The organism is Rhodococcus erythropolis R138 (genome assembly GCF_000696675.2).
Lineage (GTDB): Bacteria > Actinomycetota > Actinomycetes > Mycobacteriales > Mycobacteriaceae > Rhodococcus_F > Rhodococcus_F erythropolis.
The window spans coordinates 5,358,014-5,374,762 of record NZ_CP007255.1; the positions used below are offsets into that span (position 1 = coordinate 5,358,014).

The 16,749-nt window shown below is 63.6% G+C and carries 18 protein-coding genes and 1 riboswitch; of the genes, 9 read left to right on the plus strand and 9 right to left on the minus strand.

Annotation, left to right across the window (positions count from 1 at the left end; genetic code table 11):
• The first annotated feature begins 192 nt into the window (after nt 1-192).
• From H351_RS24560 to H351_RS24570, 3 genes are read left to right on the plus strand one after another with little or no spacing between them, the layout of a single operon-like run.
• Complete coding sequence (locus H351_RS24560; protein WP_019744501.1) at nt 193-792, plus strand: peptide deformylase; 600 nt, start codon at nt 193-195, stop codon at nt 790-792.
• A gap of 10 nt (nt 793-802) precedes the next feature.
• Nucleotides 803-1,744 carry an N-acetylglutamate synthase, CG3035 family gene (locus H351_RS24565; RefSeq protein WP_420876503.1) on the plus strand — a complete coding sequence of 314 codons (942 nt, stop codon included), beginning with the start codon at nt 803-805 and terminating at the stop codon, nt 1,742-1,744.
• 16 nt (nt 1,745-1,760) lie between these two features.
• Nucleotides 1,761-2,561 (plus strand): exodeoxyribonuclease III, encoded by an 801-nt coding sequence (locus H351_RS24570; RefSeq protein ID WP_003945060.1) that lies wholly within the window; start codon nt 1,761-1,763, stop codon nt 2,559-2,561.
• 44 nt (nt 2,562-2,605) lie between these two features.
• Here H351_RS24570 and H351_RS24575 read toward each other — a convergent pair whose 3' ends face one another.
• Entirely contained in the window at nt 2,606-3,037 is a 432-nt protein-coding gene (locus tag H351_RS24575; protein WP_223257849.1) for a GNAT family N-acetyltransferase, read from the minus strand.
• Nucleotides 3,038-3,285: 248 nt separating this feature from the next.
• On the opposite strand from H351_RS24575, the gene thiC reads away from it, so the two are divergent.
• Nucleotides 3,286-4,917, plus strand: coding sequence for a phosphomethylpyrimidine synthase ThiC (gene thiC, locus H351_RS24580; RefSeq protein WP_019744505.1), 1,632 nt, complete (start codon nt 3,286-3,288; stop codon nt 4,915-4,917).
• Nucleotides 4,914-5,756 carry a bifunctional hydroxymethylpyrimidine kinase/phosphomethylpyrimidine kinase gene (thiD, locus tag H351_RS24585; RefSeq protein ID WP_003945044.1) on the plus strand — a complete coding sequence of 281 codons (843 nt, stop codon included), beginning with the start codon at nt 4,914-4,916 and terminating at the stop codon, nt 5,754-5,756. The genes thiC and thiD overlap by 4 nt, the downstream gene beginning before the upstream one ends.
• 4 nt (nt 5,757-5,760) lie before the next feature.
• Here the strand turns inward: thiD and H351_RS24590 are convergent, their stop codons facing one another.
• The 7 genes from H351_RS24590 to thiO form a co-directional block, all read right to left on the minus strand.
• Entirely contained in the window at nt 5,761-6,612 is an 852-nt protein-coding gene (locus H351_RS24590) for an adenylate/guanylate cyclase domain-containing protein (protein ID WP_019744506.1), read from the minus strand.
• A gap of 129 nt (nt 6,613-6,741) precedes the next feature.
• The gene (locus H351_RS24595) at nt 6,742-8,196 is read right to left on the minus strand and encodes a M20/M25/M40 family metallo-hydrolase (RefSeq protein WP_029254781.1); all 1,455 of its coding nucleotides are present in this window, start codon (nt 8,194-8,196) and stop codon (nt 6,742-6,744) included.
• A gap of 132 nt (nt 8,197-8,328) precedes the next feature.
• Nucleotides 8,329-9,099 (minus strand): ABC transporter permease, encoded by a 771-nt coding sequence (locus tag H351_RS24600; protein WP_019744508.1) that lies wholly within the window; start codon nt 9,097-9,099, stop codon nt 8,329-8,331.
• Nucleotides 9,099-10,088, minus strand: a complete 990-nt coding sequence (locus H351_RS24605) for an ABC transporter ATP-binding protein (protein WP_020968852.1) — start codon at nt 10,086-10,088, stop codon at nt 9,099-9,101. The genes H351_RS24600 and H351_RS24605 overlap by 1 nt, the downstream gene beginning before the upstream one ends.
• 129 nt (nt 10,089-10,217) lie before the next feature.
• Complete coding sequence (gene thiG, locus H351_RS24610; RefSeq protein ID WP_020968851.1) at nt 10,218-10,970, minus strand: thiazole synthase; 753 nt, start codon at nt 10,968-10,970, stop codon at nt 10,218-10,220.
• Nucleotides 10,963-11,178, minus strand: a complete 216-nt coding sequence (gene thiS / locus H351_RS24615; RefSeq protein WP_003944402.1) for a sulfur carrier protein ThiS — start codon at nt 11,176-11,178, stop codon at nt 10,963-10,965. Before thiS ends, thiG begins: the two co-directional genes overlap by 8 nt.
• A complete protein-coding gene (gene thiO, locus H351_RS24620; protein ID WP_029254779.1) occupies nt 11,175-12,254 on the minus strand; it encodes a glycine oxidase ThiO in 1,080 nt (359 codons plus the stop codon). Before thiO ends, thiS begins: the two co-directional genes overlap by 4 nt.
• Nucleotides 12,254-12,400, minus strand: a riboswitch (TPP riboswitch). It overlaps the preceding gene by 1 nt.
• Nucleotides 12,401-12,426: 26 nt before the next feature.
• Between thiO and thiE the strand changes: the two genes are divergently transcribed.
• Nucleotides 12,427-13,122, plus strand: a complete 696-nt coding sequence (gene thiE / locus H351_RS24625) for a thiamine phosphate synthase (protein WP_019749516.1) — start codon at nt 12,427-12,429, stop codon at nt 13,120-13,122.
• A 248-nt stretch (nt 13,123-13,370) separates the two neighbouring features.
• On the plus strand, nt 13,371-13,502 hold the full coding sequence (locus tag H351_RS32800; RefSeq protein WP_003944354.1) for a hypothetical protein: 132 nt from the start codon (nt 13,371-13,373) through the stop codon (nt 13,500-13,502).
• A 79-nt stretch (nt 13,503-13,581) separates the two neighbouring features.
• Here H351_RS32800 and H351_RS24630 read toward each other — a convergent pair whose 3' ends face one another.
• Nucleotides 13,582-14,226, minus strand: a complete 645-nt coding sequence (locus H351_RS24630; protein WP_029254778.1) for an NUDIX hydrolase — start codon at nt 14,224-14,226, stop codon at nt 13,582-13,584.
• Nucleotides 14,227-14,384: 158 nt separating this feature from the next.
• On the opposite strand from H351_RS24630, the gene H351_RS24635 reads away from it, so the two are divergent.
• The gene (locus tag H351_RS24635) at nt 14,385-15,746 is read left to right on the plus strand and encodes a hypothetical protein (RefSeq protein ID WP_029254777.1); all 1,362 of its coding nucleotides are present in this window, start codon (nt 14,385-14,387) and stop codon (nt 15,744-15,746) included.
• Between the two features lie 14 nt (nt 15,747-15,760).
• The gene (locus H351_RS24640) at nt 15,761-16,747 is read left to right on the plus strand and encodes a glutamate ABC transporter substrate-binding protein (protein WP_020968847.1); all 987 of its coding nucleotides are present in this window, start codon (nt 15,761-15,763) and stop codon (nt 16,745-16,747) included.
• Nucleotides 16,748-16,749 lie beyond the last annotated feature (2 nt).

Below are 16,749 nucleotides of genomic sequence, written 5' to 3' on the forward strand. Positions count from 1 at the left end.
TCTTTTCCGACCGATATTCTCGCGGCCGTGAGTTTCCCGGTCCCCTGGCCCGAAGGTAACTCACAATTTCCCCCGCGGCCCACGTTCCGACCGAGCAACGAATTACATCGCTGTTCTTCAGCAACCATTGAACCATGATCGAGTGTGCGGGCCGTGATAACTACGCGGGCGCGCCGCACTATCCTTGTCCGCATGGCTATCCTCCCCATCCGAATCGTCGGCGACCCGGTACTGCACAAGGCGACAGAGCCGGTCACTCAGTCCCCGGCCGAGATCGCCGAACTGATCGCAGACATGTACGAGACGATGGACGCCGCCAACGGCGTCGGTCTGGCGGCCAATCAGGTCGGCGTTTCACTCCGAGTCTTCGTCTACGACTGCCCCGGTGACGACCGCAGCAGCGAGCGTCGTCGCGGCGTCGTCGTGAACCCGGTACTCGAGACGTCCGAAATCCCCCAGACGATGCCCGACCCGGAAGAAGACTTCGAGGGTTGCCTTTCCGTTCCCGGCGAGCAGTTCCCGACGGGCCGCGCCGATTGGGCGAAGGTCACCGGCACCGACGCCGACGGCAACCCGATCGAGGTCGAGGGCACCGGATTCTTCGCACGGATGCTCCAGCACGAGACCGGGCATCTCGACGGTTTCCTCTACACGGACGTGCTGATCGGCCGCAACGCGCGCGCCGCCAAGAAGATCATCAAGCGTTCCGGTTGGGGCAAGCCCGGTCTGACCTGGACGCCGGGCACCGTCGACGATCCGTTCGGTCACGACGACGACGATTACGAAGACTGAGAATTTCGCTCTGAACGGCAACATTTCGATCGGTAGCCGGGTGGTTTTGCGATACAAGCTCCCACCCGGCTATTCGCATCCCATGACCGACGTCATCGGCATCCTCGAGGGTGCCGATCCCATCGCCGTCCGCAGCGGCGACGGTCGGCTGGTCCAGGTCTCCGCCGATCAGGTGATTGCACTCAAGACTCTCTCGGCCCGTCCGATTCGCATCGGCGAGATTCGAAACCTCGAAACGGCTGCTGCGGCGGCGTGGCCGGGGGTCGAGCAGGCGTGGATCGACGGTTGGTTGCTGCGCGCCGGTCACGGCTTCACCGGCCGCGCCAATTCGGCTTTGCCGCTCGGTGGTGCGGGGACGGTTGCCGGCTTCGACGCGAGCACCATCGAGCGGATACGCCAGTGGTTCGGTGACCGCGGCCTGCCGACCCTGCTGCTCCTCCCCGATCGACTCGGCACCGCTCCGGACGGGTGGACCAGCGAGAAGGAAACCATCGTGATGGCCGCCGATCTGGGCAGTGTCACGCTGCCGCTCGGTCCTCCGGTCACCTCGTTCGCCGACCGCCCCGACCACAACTGGCTGTCGACGTACGACGCCCACGGAGATCCGGCGTACGTCGAGGCGGTCCTCACGGCTGTCGTGGGCAGTGCAACTTTCGGCGCGATCGGAAACACCGACACGACGCTTGCCATCGGGCGCGCTGCGCTCACCGAGGGACCCGATGGCAAGCGCTGGGTAGGACTGACCGGCATTCACGTCGCCCCTGAACACCGCCGTCACGGAATCGGGTCGCTGATCTGCGGAGATCTACTCTCCTGGGGTCGTCAGAACGGTGCGACGCACGCGTACCTCCAGGTTTCGGCGGAGAACTCCGCGGCGATCGCGCTCTACGAGCGGCTCGGATTCGTCGAACACCACCGCTACCGATACGCCACCGATCCTGTCGGCGGCTGACGCTAGGCTTGCCCTCGTGCGCATCGCTACTTGGAACGTCAACTCCGTCCGTGCCCGTACCGACAGGATCATCGACTGGCTCGGTCGATCCGACGTCGACGTCCTGGCAATGCAGGAAACCAAGTGCAAGGACGAGCAGTTTCCGTACGAACGCTTCAAGGAAATCGGCTACGAGGTCGCCCACGTCGGGTTGAGCCAGTGGAACGGTGTCGCCATCGCTTCCCGCGTCGGCTTGGACGACGTGCAGATCGGATTCGAGGATCAGCCCGGGTTCGACAAGGATCCCGAAGCAGACCCGGTCCGCGAGGCACGTGCGATCGGTGCCACCTGTGGCGGTGTGCGGGTGTGGAGCCTGTACGTCCCCAACGGCCGTGAGCTGGAAGACCCGCATTACGCCTACAAGCTGGATTGGCTGGCCAAACTGCGCGACGACGCGGAGGGCTGGCTCAAGCAGGATCCCGACGCGCAGATCGCCCTGGTCGGTGACTGGAACGTCGCTCCTACGGACGACGACGTGTGGGATCCCGCTTTCTTCGAGGGCAAGACCCACACGTCGGAGCCGGAACGAGCTGCGTTCACCGCCTTCACCGAGTCCGGGTTCGCGGACGTCGTTCGCCCGTACACCCCCGGCCCCGGTGTGTACACGTACTGGGACTACACGCAGCTTCGCTTCCCGAAGAAGCAGGGCATGCGAATCGACTTCATCCTCGGCTCTCCGGCATTCGCAGCGCGCGTCGAGGCGGCCGAGATCGATCGAAACGAGCGAAAAGGCAAGGGCGCCAGCGATCACGCTCCGGTGATCGTGAATCTCGGGTAGTTGTAAAGCTCGGAGCCTGATCGTCTGTTTGCAACCTCCGGCGGCTAGTCCTCGACGAGCAGTTCCAGATACTCGGGATGCTCGCCGAGGTACCGCTGAACATAGGTGCACACAGGCCGCACCGACCATTCACGTTCACGGGCGCAGTCCATCGCGAACTGCACGAGTACGGCTGCCAGTCCCTGCCCGCCGTACTCCTCCTTGACGACGGTATGCATGTACGCAACCACGTCGCCCGCTTCGGCTCCGCTCCCCGAAATCTCGTCCTCGTCGCGGTATCCGAGGATGCCGACCAACTCGTCGTCGGAGAGCAGTTCGAATCGTTCGTGCGACGGATTGTCCACGAGCGTGACTTCCGGTGAGGTTCCGGTTCTCGAGTTTTCGATGTCGTTCATTGCGGCGACCTCCACGGCACGATCTGCAACTGCGCGATCTGCGACTGCTGCGTTCGCACGCTCTCCATAACTGTGATCCATGCCACTCATAGAATCAGCTACCGACGACGCTGTCCCGGGTTCGACCAATTTTTGCACCGGGAACGACTCCACCGCAATCGCAGTGAAACGCTTTTTCGGGGTTGAGATAGAGTCGCCCGGTGCCGCTGTGACAGCGGGCACAAATTTCATACAACCACCACGGGGGCTCGCACCAGCGGGCTGAGAGGACGGCTAGGGCCGTCGACCGGATGAACCTGACCGGATAATGCCGGCGTAGGGAGCGCACCATGCAGGAGAAGTCTGTCCGTACGGCTGTTCACGCGACTGTCCACACCGCTGTGACAACCGGCCCGATCGAGGGCAGTAGCAAGCACTACGTCGAATCGGATTCTCTCCGGATCCCACTTCGACGCGTCACTCTCACCAATGGTGAGCATCTGGACCTGTACGACACGTCAGGTCCTTACACCGACACGGACGCCGACATCGACCTCGATGCAGGGCTCCCGACGACCAGGGACACCTGGGAACGCCCGGAAAGCAATCGGACGCAACTGGAATGCGCCCGAGACGGTGTGATCACCCCGGAGATGCGCTATTGCGCTGCACGCGAGGGCGTTTCAGCCGAACTGGTGCGTTCCGAGGTGGCTCGCGGGCGGGCGGTAATTCCCGCGAACCATCGCCACGGCGAGCTGGAGCCGATGATCATCGGCAAGAAGTTCGCCGTCAAGATCAACGCGAATATCGGGAACTCGGCCGTAACCTCCTCTGTTGCAGAGGAAGTCGAAAAGATGGTGTGGGCGATCCGCTGGGGCGCCGACACCATCATGGACCTGTCCACCGGCAAGGACATCCACCTGACCCGTGAATGGATTCTGCGCAACTCACCCGTACCGGTCGGCACGGTACCGATCTACCAGGCACTCGAGAAAGTCAACGGAGATCCCACCGCTCTGACATGGGAAATCTACCGCGACACGGTAATCGAGCAGTGCGAGCAGGGCGTCGACTACATGACCGTGCACGCCGGTGTACGAATCGGTTACATCGCTCTGACTGCTGGTCGCGTCACGGGAATCGTCTCGCGCGGCGGCGCGATCATGGCCGCGTGGTGCATGCACCACAGGCAGGAATCGTTCCTCTACACCCACTTCGACGAACTGTGCGAGATCTTGCGCCGATACGACGTCACGTTCTCCCTCGGTGACGGCCTTCGACCGGGATCGATCGCCGACGCCAACGACGCCGCCCAATTCGCGGAGCTTCGCACTCTGGGAGAACTCACGCAGATTGCGAAATCCGCAGGAGTCCAGGTCATGATCGAGGGCCCCGGACACGTTCCCATGGACAAGATCGAGGAAAACGTCCGTCTGGAAGAAGAGCTCTGCGACGAGGCACCGTTCTACACCCTCGGACCGCTCGCTACCGATATCGCGCCGGCGTACGACCACATCACCTCCGCCATCGGTGCGGCGATGATCGCACGGGCGGGAACGGCGATGCTCTGTTACGTCACACCCAAGGAACACCTCGGCCTGCCCAACCGAGACGACGTGAAAACCGGTGTGATCACCTACAAGATCGCTGCCCATGCAGCAGACCTGGCAAAAGGGCACCCGAATGCACAGGCCCGCGACGACGCACTGTCCAAGGCGCGCTTCGAATTTCGCTGGTTGGACCAGTTCGCTTTGTCACTCGACCCGGACACCGCCAGGGAGTTCCACGACGAGACACTACCGGCCGAGCCCGCCAAGACCGCACATTTCTGCTCGATGTGCGGGCCGAAGTTCTGCTCGATGCGGATCTCGGCGGACGTACGTCAGTACGCGGAAATCCTGGAAGCGGAAATTCCGGAAACCGAGTCCATCCGGACCGAGCTGCCGTTTCCCCAGGTCCGGTCGGTAGGCTCGTCGTCGTGAAGCTGCTGCCCCTGACCCCCGCCGGACAGACCCCGATTCGGGCATTGACCATCGCCGGAACCGACTCCGGCGGCGGAGCCGGCATTCAAGCCGATTCCCGCACGATGGCGATGTGCGGAGTACACGCCTGTGTGGCCGTCGCCGCTGTGACGGTCCAGAATTCGGTGGGCGTCAGCGGATTCCACGAGATCCCGCCGGAGATCGTCGCCGACCAGGTGCGCGTCGTGGTCTCGGACATCGGCGTCGGCGCAGCGAAGACGGGAATGCTGGCCTCGACGACGATCATCGAAGCGGTAGCCGCAGTTGCCGCCGAGGTGGGGATCGGCCGCGACCGACCGATCCCGCTGGTGGTCGACCCCGTGTGCGCGTCGATGCATGGCGATCCGCTGTTGCACGAAGAAGCTCTCGACGCGGTCCGCAACACCTTGATCCCGGCTGCCACGGTGGTCACTCCGAACCTCGACGAGGTTCGGTTGATCACCGGCATCGAGGTCGTCGACGACAAGAGCGCCCGCCAAGCGGCAGAAGCGTTGCATGCGCTCGGCGCTCAATGGTCCATCGTCAAGGGCGGCCACCTTCGTACTTCGGAGTTGTCCACCGATCTGTTGTTCGACGGAGACCGTTTCCTCGAATTCAGCAGTGCCCGGATCGACACCGGCAACGATCACGGCGGCGGAGACACGCTGGCCGCTGCGATCACTTGCGCTCTCGCACATGGCTATTCCGTTCCGGACGCGGTGGCCTTCGGCAAAGAGTGGGTGACCAAGTGTCTCGAGGCGTCGTACGACCTCGGCGCGGGACATGGTCCGGTGTCCCCGCTCTGGCGGCTCCAGGTCTAGTGCGCTAGTTCCGGCGTACGCGCCAGATTCCCAGGTCGACGGGAACTCCGTTGGGCGTGGTCGCGAAGAACCCTCGTCGCCATGGCCGGATCGTGAGATCGAGATCCTCCAGGGTGCCGGCTTCGAGTTCCTCGAGAGTTGTCGCCGACATCATGACGTTGCCGTCGCCGCCCAAGCCCATCATCCGGGCGGCGATGGTCACGTCGACGCCGAGCCAGTCGTCGCCGATCTGGCGCGGAGTACCCGTGTGGAGGCCGACGCGCATTCGTGGGGTGTATCCGTCGAGGTCGACTTCCGCGAGTGCGTCCTGCGCGGTGAACACCGCCTTCAAAGCCGCATCCGGGCGAATGAACACGGCCATCAGACCGTCGCCCATCCGTTTGACGACGTGTCCGCCGTTGTCGGTGATCGGGGTTTCCACGGCCTGCGCCACGGCACGCAGGAGCGTCAGCGTGGCGCCGTCACCGGCTTCGAGCGACCAGGTGGAGAAGCCAACCAGATCGGTGAAGACGATGGTCAGTTCTTGATCACCGCGGCCGCGGCCCATCTTTTCCAGCGCCGCCTGCCACACCTGCAGTGCTCCGAGGCTCACTTCGCGAGTGGCTGCCGGCTTCTGATCGAGCAATCTGTCAGCGACGCGAGCCACGGCACGAGCACCGCCAGGACCTGCCAGCGAGAGCGGGTCTCCGAATCCGGGATCACCGGGTAGTGCCCGCCTCAGCCGTCGTAGCGCGTCGATGAGCTGCTGCCGACGGTTCAGTTCTGCCGCAGAGTTCAAGACGACGTCGACGACGCCTCGAACCGAGGAGGAAGGAGCACCTGTCGTGTCGGTGCCCTCCGGGGACAGATCAGCCATAACTCAAGCGTAACTCAGAGTTACAGACAGTGTGCTGCCGCCGTTCTCGCACAGTGGCCTCCTGGTCGCTCGCACAGTCGATCATTCGGTCAGTCGATCATTCGGTCAGTCGATCATTCGGTCAGTCGATCATTCGGTTCTGGCCTGTGTCCGGGCATCGCCGACGGGAACGCCGTTCGGCCCGCTCAAATCCTGGGCATACGTCGCAACTCCGAAGGCTACTGCAGAAGCGTTGGCAGCGAGCGCTTCGCGATCGATGTTCGCGAGGTTGTCCTGGGCACTGTGGTAGTTCGGGTCAAAGGTCTCCTCCGCTTCGCCACCCCACTTCTCGGCCTGAGCCGGCGTCTTGCGTTCGTCCGCGCCGCTGAACACTCCGCCCGCCGGGATTCCGATCTCGATGAACGGGCCGTAGTCGGAACGCCCGTCGAAGTCCGTTCCGTCCGCCGCAATCCCCCGATCGGCGAGAAAATCGACGAAGGTGCGCTCGATGCCTGCCGAACCCTCGGGCCCTGGCCCCTCCCCGACCGCATCCGAGTTGTCACCGTCGTAAGCCAGGTATCCGGCATTGGGCGAACCGAGCATGTCGAAATTCAGATACAGGGCGATGTCGGCCCGTTCCTGATCGCTCAGACCTTCCACGTAACGGGTGGAGCCGACCAATCCCACTTCTTCCGCTCCCCAGAAAGCGAAACGCACGGCATTCTCGATGCTCGGTGAGCTTCCCATCTGCAGCGCGGTTTCCAGCACGGCTGCGGTGCCGCTTCCGTTGTCGTTGATTCCGGGACCTTCCGGCACACTGTCCAGGTGGGCGCCCACGACAACCACGTTGTCGGTCGCGCCGGTCTTGGTCTGTGCAATCACGTTGCGCGACTTCGTCGTTTCCGTCGACGTGTCGAGAATCAGCGTGAGGTCTCCGGGCGCTACGGCAAGAGCCTCGCCCGACGCCTTGCTCACCCCGCCGGTCGGGATGCGGGCGTCTTCGGGTTCACCCAAGGTTGCCCCGCCCAGCATCGCGTCCTCGTTGTTGGCAACCAACAACGCTGCCGCGCCGCGGTCAGCGGCGATCTTCTGCTTGTCGCCGAACGGGCACACTCCGCGGGTGACCAGCACGATTGCACCGTTCACGTCGCGGCCGTCGTAGTCGGTGGCCTCGCAACCTGGTGTCTCGTCGGCGGGAATCACCACCAGGCGTGCCGTGATTCCGGTCGGTCCCGTGGAGGGGGAATATGTCAACGCCCGCACCGGAACATCGGAGCCGTCAGTAGCTTTCAGGGATTCGGTGCCGGGATCGAAGGAGCTGAAGTCGAATTCCGGGGTACTGACGTCGAAGCCCTTGTCTTCGAGCAGGTTTGCCACGTAGTCGACACTGGCGTCGTAGCCGGGGGTTCCGGCCGATCGATTGCCGTCGTTGTTACCGGCGATCTTCTCGAGTTGCTCCAGATGCCCGGTCACGGCGTCGACCGTGACGGTCTCGGAGAATGCCACCGGATCTGCCGGGACGGCTGCTTCACTTCCTGACGACGAGCATCCACTGACCACGAGTGCTCCAGCCATTGCGACCACAACCACACCGAAGAGTCTCATCTTCGGAGGATATCGGCCGGAGCACAGGAAAGGGACCCAGTACGAATGGTTTTTCGTACTGGGTCCCTACTCTGCTGTCACTCCGCGTTCTCGGTAGGTCTCCCGACAACACCTACCGAGGGAGCGACAAGATCAGGCGTCGCGACGATTCACGATGACAATACTTGCTCCGAAAATCACCAGAACGAAGGCCGCGAAGTAGATCAGGCTGCCCCAGGGTCCCCAGTGGAAATCAAGGCTTCCGCCGCCAGGGCTGAGGAAGTGGTTTGCATTCGCGAACGGCAGGAACGGGGTGATCTTCTCGCCGACACTGCCGAACAGTCCGAACAGGCTCTCGATGAGCAGCGGCCAGAGCAGGAGCAACGCAATAGCGCCCGCCGACTGCCGGATGATCGATCCGACGCCGACAGCAAGAATCACGCAGAGGAAGGCGTACACCGGGATGCCGTAAATCGCACGCCAGTCATCGCCGGTCGACAGGGTCAGGCCCGTGCTGGCCTCGGTACCGGCCATGGCTTTGGCCACCGCATAGGACCCGAAAGCGAGGACAAACGTCAGCACCGCGCCGAAGGCACCGATGAGGCCGGCTTTGGCGATGAGAACCGAGGCACGGTTCGGAACTGCCTGGAACGTGGTGCGGATGGTCCCGAAGCGGTACTCACTGGTGACCGCGAGGGCCGCCATGATCATGAGAACCATGATTCCGAAACCCGAGATGCCGGCCGTGGCAACGGCGGTGTCGAGGTCCGGTGCTCCCTGGACATCGGAGGACGTCAAAGCCGACTTGGCAACCGCGCCCATGATGGCAGCGAAGCCGAGAGCGAGCACGACGATGATGACCGAGCACCAGAGCGGCGACTTGGTCGTGGTGATCTTGATACGTTCAGCACTGAGAACAGCCATTACAGTGCACCTCCCATAGCCTGCTGTGTGTTTGCCTGCTGCGTATTTGCATGGTGTGCACCAGCACCCGGATCGATACCGGACGCGTGATACTGGACATCGTCTCCGGTCAACTTCATGAACGCATCCTCGAGCGACCCCTGCTGGGACGCCAACTCGTACAACACGATTCCCTGCGAACCAGCCAAACCACCGATCACATCAGTCGTCGAATCCACGACCACCAACGCCGGCGCAACACCGGAACCGTCCTCACGCACCGTCAACCCCTGCGAGAGCAACACACTGCGCAACGCATCGAGCTGAGGACTGCGCACGCGCACCGTCGACTCCGACGAGCGATCCACGAACTCCGCCACCGTCGAATCCGAAATCAACCGACCCCGGCCGATCACCACCAACTGCTCCGCCGTCAATGCCATCTCCGAGAGAAGGTGACTCGACACCAGCACCGTGCGGCCCTCGGCCGCCAACCGCTGCATGAACTTACGAATCCAGACGATGCCCTCCGGATCGAGACCGTTGACCGGCTCGTCGAACAACAGCACCTTCGGATCGCCCAACAACGCACCCGCCAACCCGAGACGCTGCGACATACCGAGCGAGAACCCGCCGGCCTTCTTGCCCGCCACCTCGGACAACCCGACCAACCCGAGCACCTCGTCGACGCGGGACTTCGGGATCCCGTTCGAAGCAGCCATCCACTGCAGATGCGCCCGCGCACTGCGATTGGGATGCACCCACTTCGCATCCAACAACGCGCCCACCGTCCGCAACGGTGTCTTCAACTCCCGGTACGGCTTGCCGTCGATCAACGCCGCACCCGACGTCGGCTGATCCAAACCCAGGATCATCCGCATCGTCGTCGACTTACCGGCACCGTTCGGGCCCAGAAAGCCCGTCACGATGCCCGGCTTGACCGTGAACGACAAATCGTCCACCGCTTTCGTCGGTCCGTAAACCTTGGTCAATCCCCTCAGTTCAATCATGAGGAGAACTCTGCCCTACCGGCAATGACCAGCACATCGGCCACAGGTCTAGTTCCGAGTGGTACTCAGGTAGGACATGAGTCCGGGCAATTCGGGCAGAACCCCGAGAAATCACCCGGATCTCGTCCCTCAGGACGACGCTTGAGCCCAGAATCGCTTGGGGATCCGGCCGGCGTGCCGCGCCTCGAAACCAGCCACGACAGCGTGACGCATCGCCGACGCCATCAGCGCGGGATTCTTGGCCCGCGTCACCGCTGTCGCAAGTAGGACGGCGTCGCAGCCCAACTCCATGGCAAGGGTGGCGTCGCTGGCCGTTCCGATCCCGGCGTCGAGGATGACGGGCACGCCGGCGCGCTCGACGATCATCTCGATGTTGTGCGGATTCGCGATACCAAGCCCGGTGCCGATGGGTGAACCGAGCGGCATGACCGCAGCGCAACCAACCTCTTCGAGGCGAAGCGCCAGCACCGGATCGTCCGTCGTGTACGGCAGAACGGTAAATCCGTCGTCCACCAATTGTTCTGCGGCGGAGACGAGTTCGATTGCGTCGGGCAGCAGTGTCCGCTCGTCGGCGATGACTTCGAGTTTGACCCAGTTCGTCTCGAGCGCTTCGCGTGCCAACTGCGCCGTCAGGACCGCTTCGGCGGCGCCCCGACACCCGGCGGTGTTCGGCAACGGTTCGATTCCGAGGCGACGAAGCAGGTCCAGAACACCCGTGCCACCGGCCGCGTCGACTCGCCGCATCGCGACGGTGGTCAGTTCGGTGCCGGAGGCGACAAGCGCTTCCTCGAGCACCGCAAGGTTGGCGGCGCCGCCTGTTCCGGTGATGAGCCGGGAACCGAAGGTGCGGCCAGCGATAGTGAGAAGGTCCTGCTCAGCCACCCTGCACCGCCGTGAGGATCTCGATTTCCCAACCACGTCCGACGGATTCGTCCCAACGCCCGCGAGGAAAGAGCGCACCGTCGACGGCGACGGCGATACCCTTGCTCGGCAACTCGAGGTGCGTCAGTAGCTCGGTCACCGTGACTGCTCGATCGAACTCGAGATCTTCGCCGTTGACGGTGATCCCGATCGGGACCTGCTCACTCATGAATTTTCCTTAACTACTGCGAACCGCTCGGGTTCGGTTCCTTTTACCTCGACCAAAGATGTGCCGTTCAGCAACGCGACCGTCGCATCGGCGGTGACGGGCGTCAGCAGGACACCGTTGCGTCCGTGTCCGGTGGAGACGACAACACGATCGGACACGCGCCCGATCAAGGGCAGGTTGTCCGGCGTCATGGGACGCAGGCCTGCCGCGCATTCGTACAGTTCGTATTCGCCGATCGCCGGCATCAGTGTCTCGGCGTCGTTGATCAGGTCCCGTACTCCGGCCATCGTGACCTGTGTGTCCTCACCGGACTCGTATTGTGTTGCGCCGACGACGATTCCGTCACCGCGCGGGACGAGGTAGGCGGGCCGCCCGTGGACGCTTCCGCGGATGGTGCGGCTGGGCGCCGGGGTGACTCCAGGCCTACTCCGCAGGCGAAGGATTTCGCCCTTGACCGGGCGTACCGGTAACCCGGGCCACAGCTTGGGTGACGCGATACCGGCGGTGAGCACGATCTGATCGGTATCGAGTTCGGCGAGGTCGTTGACGGCACGCGCGATCAATTCGACGCCGGATTCCGCACAGGCCTTCTGCAACGCGTCCAGCAGAAGTCTGTTGTCGACGGCGGACTCACCGACAGCCATCAGTCCCGACCGGATGCCCCGGCCGAGCATCGGTTCGAGTTCGCGGATGCGGGCGCGACCGAGAACTTCGAGTTCATGGCCCTGCGCGGTCACCCACTCGGCGATGGTCTGCAGGTCCTGCGCGTCGGCCGCATCGAGTGCAACCGTCAGCGAACTGTCCGCGGTGAAGACCGATGGCCCGAACTCTCCGAGCTCCTCACCGAACGTCGGCCACCGTTCCAGGGACGCTGCACCAACCGTCAACGCTGTCTCTTCACCCGGCCAGCCTTCGGAAAGCGGGGCGAGCATTCCGCCTGCCACCCACGAAGCACCTGATCCAATGGACGGGTCGTACAACCGAACGGACCACCCGTCGCGGGCTGCTCGCCACGCAATGGCGAGACCGATGACACCGCCACCGACAACCGACACCGTACGAGCGTGTGTACTCACGAAACTCCACCTCCACTTCCTGCGCCGGCATGATCCGGGTCAGGTCTGACGGTCGGGATCTGGTCGCGATCCCCTCTCAGCCCCACGAACCTCGCAGTCACGACAAAAAGTGACGGCGACGTTTCAGGACTCCCGTGTCGAACCTTGCTCCCTAGAGGCTACCGTTTGCTCCGTGCACCCCACACATCCCAGTAACGTCATCGACCGGCGCGAGCGCCTGGCAGCAGCACGGCTGTACCTGTGCACCGACGCGCGCCGCGAGAAAGGCGACCTCGCGCAGTTCGCCGAGGCAGCATTGTCCGGCGGAGTCGACATCATTCAATTGCGTGACAAGGGCTCTGCCGGTGAGCGCGAGTTCGGCCCGCTCGAGGCCAAGGACGAACTGGTAGCACTGGGCATTCTCGCGGCCGCAGCGCGACGCCACGGCGCATTGTTGGCCGTGAACGATCGCGCGGATCTCGCGATGGCTTCCGGTGCCGACATCCTCCACCTCGGGCAGAACGACATTCCCGTCCCCTACGCACGAACCGTTGTCGGTGAAGACGTCGTCATCGGGCGTTCGACGAGTAGTCGCGCGCAGGCGAGTCTGGCCGCAATCGAAGAGGGCGTCGACTACTTCTGCACCGGGCCGGTCTGGGCGACACCGACCAAACCGAATCGAAGTGCGTCCGGTCTGGAACTGGTTCGATCGACCGCCGACGCCGCACCGCCGCGCCCCTGGTTCGCAATCGGCGGCATCGACGAGGAACGCCTGCCGGAGCTGCTCGATGCCGGTGCCACGCGCATCGTCGTCGTGCGTGCAATCACGCAGGCGTCGGATCCGCAGGCGGCTGCGCAGCGCCTCGCCGCGGCCGTCGCTGGACGCTGAAAACCGGTAACTGGCGACCGTCAACTGTTTGCCGGGCGATTTCTACACAGTTACGGGTCAGCACGCCCGACTCGAAACATGAACGGAAGTTGTCCGATCAGACAACAAACCCCCAGTTCCTAGGTGCGATTGGATGTCCGAAAAGTCGGATTACGTGATCTTGATCACAGTTGTTTCGATTGCGTGTCACATCCCATTCGGTTTGTTGTAGTTTACCTCCAGTTACTAACTGAACCTAGGAGCACTAAATGGGATCCCTCGACACCGGCTCGCTCAGCACCGAATCGCTCGAAGACCTGAACCTCGGCAAGATCAGCGAGCTGCTCAAGCTCGGTATCACCGCGGTCAGCTTCATCACGGCGCTGAACTCGCTCAGCTGAGCCTCGTTTCGGTCGGGAGACCGAAACACAGAAGGGCCGGACTCCTGAGGAGTCCGGCCCTTCTGCTGTATATGCCCTGTTAAGACTGCGTACTCGACGCCTCGGACAGGTTCTGGTCACTGCCTGACTGCTCACTGCCTTGGTGGGAACTGCCTTGGTGGGAACTGCCTTGGTGCGAGCTGACCGACAACCATCCGAAGCCACCGTCTTCGAGTACGACGGTGTGTGGGTCGCCGGCCTGTAGGTCTTCGGTCTCGGCTGGTACAGGCGCAGTCCGGAGCTCGGGCCACGAGGAACCGAATCCCGGATGCAATGGCAGCGAATCGACGTCGGCTTCACGCACCCACCGCAACTCGGTGCTCTCACCGTTGGCAACCGTCGACAGTGGATGTGCCGCATCAGCCACGACGGTGGTGTAGGTCCACCCGCTCTCCGCGTGCATCGTCACTACCTCACCGCGGACGCGAACGGCGTCTTCGGCGATTCCGGCTTCTTCGTGTGCCTCCCGGACAGCGGCGTGCGTCGTGCTTTCGTGTGAGTCCCGTGCTCCACCGGGCAATGCCCAGGTACCACCTTGATGGCTCCACGCCGCACGATGCTGCAGCAAGACCAGGGGCGATCCGTCCGAATCGGGGGCGCGCAGAAGCAGTCCAGCGGCTCCGTGTTTACCCCAATGCCGAGTACCGTCCGGTCCGATCGACCAACCGTCACCGTCACCACGCATCGACTACCTCGCTCCGCCTGCTCTCGCCGTTGTCCCACACTAACCGTTTCAAACTGCTCCAGGTGTAGGTGATGCTTATATGCTCGCGAAGATGCCCTGAATCATTTCTCGGCGGCATCATTTCTCGGTAGCCCGCCTACAGCGAAGTGAGGTGCTCGATGGTCGACCGTGTCGTCCCGTCCATCGAACCCCGGTCGCTGCCGCCCTCCGAGGGCACTTCGGTATCGGCGGAGGACGAGCGAGCACTTCTGCGGCGCGAACTCCAGGCATTCATGTCCTCGACGCCTGGCCGGTTGACCGTCGTCGGAGTGATCTTGATTGCGATCACCTTGATCGCCGGACTCCTCGCCACCGCAGCGATCGAGAACCGACAGGCGAACCTCGACCTCCTCCTCGTCGAAACCGAACCTCTCGCCAACTCGGCCCAGAACCTCTACAGCGCGTTGTCTTTGGCAGACGCCGCCGCGGCCACCGCCTTCATCTCCGGCGGCCTCGAACCCGCCGAAGTACGCGACCGATACACGCAGTCGATCGGTGAGGCGTCGGCGGAGATCGTCCAGGCGTCGGCCGGTCTCGACTCGACTGATCTTGCCGGGCACAGCGCGTTGACCACCATCTCGACCGACCTCTCCGTCTACACCGGGCTGGTCGAAACTGCACGGGCGAACAATCGCGTCGGAAACCCGGTCGGGGCAGCATATTTGAGCGAGGCCTCGCAGTTGATGCAGACCTCGCTGCTGCCGATGGCTCAGCAACTGCACGCCTCGCAGGAGACCCTGGTCTCGCAGGTACAGCGCGATTTCGAGACTCCACCGTGGTGGCCGATCGTGGCATTCGTCCTCGTGTTGTGCGCGCTGGTGGCAACACAGGTGTACTTCTCCCGCAAGAGTCGCCGACGCTTCAATCTCGGGTTGATCCTTGCCTCGCTCGCCGTCGCGGCTGCGCTGCTGTGGCTGCTCACCGTCGGACTGGTGTCCGCACTTGCCACCGGACGCGCACTCGACGCGGGCGCCGAGCCACTGCACGAACTGACCGAGGCCCGGATCATGGCACAGCAGGCACGTACCGTCGAAACCCTCACGTTGGCGAGACGGGATTCAACTGCCGAGGACAACGTGACGTTCACTCGCAAGGTCGACGCCCTGCGCGACATCCTCGAGGGCCTACGCAGCGACGAACGCGCCCGAGTGAACAACGAGGTGCTGACCGCCGCACTGGATTCGCGCGAGCAATGGGTGGCTGCGCACACGCGCATGTACGACCGTCTCGGGACCGGCGACTTCACTTCCGCTGCCGCCATCACCATCGGCTCCGGAGAACAGGATTCGGCCGCGGAATACGGAAAGCTCGATCACGAACTCTGGCAAGGAATCGTGGATTCGCGCACAAATCTTCGGTCCGACGTCTCGTACGCCTCACGTGTGTTGGCTGCCTCTGCACCGGGCATGACTGTATTGGCAGTTCTCGGAGTTGCCGGAATCTTCATCGGGTTCTGGCCCCGACTGCGGGAGTATCAGTGACGGGAGTACCGGAGATGCGGAGGAAGCTCCCGGCCGTGTGCGTCGCGGTTCTGGCAGCGTCCGTGCTGGCGCTCGCCGGTTGCGGTGCAGATCGAGCCGAAGACCTGAACAACGCGGCCGCCACGTCGTACACGGAACCGCCGCTGCCGGCCGAGGCCACCATCGCGCCCAGTCCGACACCGACGACTACCGCGTCGTGCACCAACCTCACTGCGAGCCTGCGCCCCACACCCGCAGACGCATCTCCGCAGCCACCCACGCCGAGCCTCGACGCCATCCGCGCCCGCGGGCGGCTGATCGTGGGCCTGGACACCGGTTCCAACCTCATGAGCTTTCGCGATCCGGCGACCGGACGCCTCGAAGGCTTCGACGTGGACATCGCCCGCGAGATCGCCCGCGATCTGCTCGGCGACCCGGAGAAGATCGAGTACCGAATCCTGACCTCGGACGATCGGATCGCCGCACTCCAGGAATCCATGGTCGACGTGGTCGTCAAAACCATGACCATCACGTGCGAGCGGCGCGAGAAGGTCGACTTCTCGACGCAGTACTTCTCCGCCGAGCAACGAATTCAGGTCCTGCAGGGTTCACCGGTACGCGGCATCGCCGATCTCGCAGGCAAGCGAGTCTGCGCTGCCCGGGGAACGACGTCGGCCACGCGAATCCAGGAGCTCCAACCCGAAGCCACCGTCGTGACCGTCCCGATGTGGTCCGACTGCCTCGTCGTCCTCCAGCAGGGGCAGGTGGACGCGATCAGCACCGACGACACGATCCTCGCCGGACTCGCCTCGCAAGACCCGTATCTCATGATGGTCGGTGGTTCACTGGGCGTCGAACCCTACGGAATCGGAGTGAACAAGGACAACCCCGACTTGGTCCGATTCGTCAACGGAACCCTCGAGCGGATCCGGGGTGACGGGACCTGGAACCGTATCTACGACCGTTGGCTCAGCGTCCTCGGTCCGTCACCCGGTCCCCCGCCGGCCGTCTACCGGGATTGAGA

Excerpts from the sequence above, each read along its gene's own strand:
- H351_RS24560 (WP_019744501.1), top strand. The coding sequence starts at position 193 with ATGGCTATCCTCCCCATCCGAATCGTCGGCGACCCGGTACTGCACAAG.
- H351_RS24575 (WP_223257849.1), bottom strand. The coding sequence starts at position 3,037 with ATGGATCACAGTTATGGAGAGCGTGCGAACGCAGCAGTCGCAGATCGC.
- thiC (WP_019744505.1), top strand. The coding sequence starts at position 3,286 with ATGCAGGAGAAGTCTGTCCGTACGGCTGTTCACGCGACTGTCCACACC.
- H351_RS24590 (WP_019744506.1), bottom strand. The coding sequence starts at position 6,612 with ATGGCTGATCTGTCCCCGGAGGGCACCGACACGACAGGTGCTCCTTCC.
- H351_RS24595 (WP_029254781.1), bottom strand. The coding sequence starts at position 8,196 with ATGAGACTCTTCGGTGTGGTTGTGGTCGCAATGGCTGGAGCACTCGTG.
- H351_RS24600 (WP_019744508.1), bottom strand. The coding sequence starts at position 9,099 with ATGGCTGTTCTCAGTGCTGAACGTATCAAGATCACCACGACCAAGTCG.
- H351_RS24605 (WP_020968852.1), bottom strand. The coding sequence starts at position 10,088 with ATGATTGAACTGAGGGGATTGACCAAGGTTTACGGACCGACGAAAGCG.
- thiS (WP_003944402.1), bottom strand. The coding sequence starts at position 11,178 with ATGAGTGAGCAGGTCCCGATCGGGATCACCGTCAACGGCGAAGATCTC.
- H351_RS32800 (WP_003944354.1), top strand. The coding sequence starts at position 13,371 with ATGGGATCCCTCGACACCGGCTCGCTCAGCACCGAATCGCTCGAAGAC.
- H351_RS24630 (WP_029254778.1), bottom strand. The coding sequence starts at position 14,226 with ATGCGTGGTGACGGTGACGGTTGGTCGATCGGACCGGACGGTACTCGG.
- H351_RS24635 (WP_029254777.1), top strand. The coding sequence starts at position 14,385 with ATGGTCGACCGTGTCGTCCCGTCCATCGAACCCCGGTCGCTGCCGCCC.
- H351_RS24640 (WP_020968847.1), top strand. The coding sequence starts at position 15,761 with ATGCGGAGGAAGCTCCCGGCCGTGTGCGTCGCGGTTCTGGCAGCGTCC.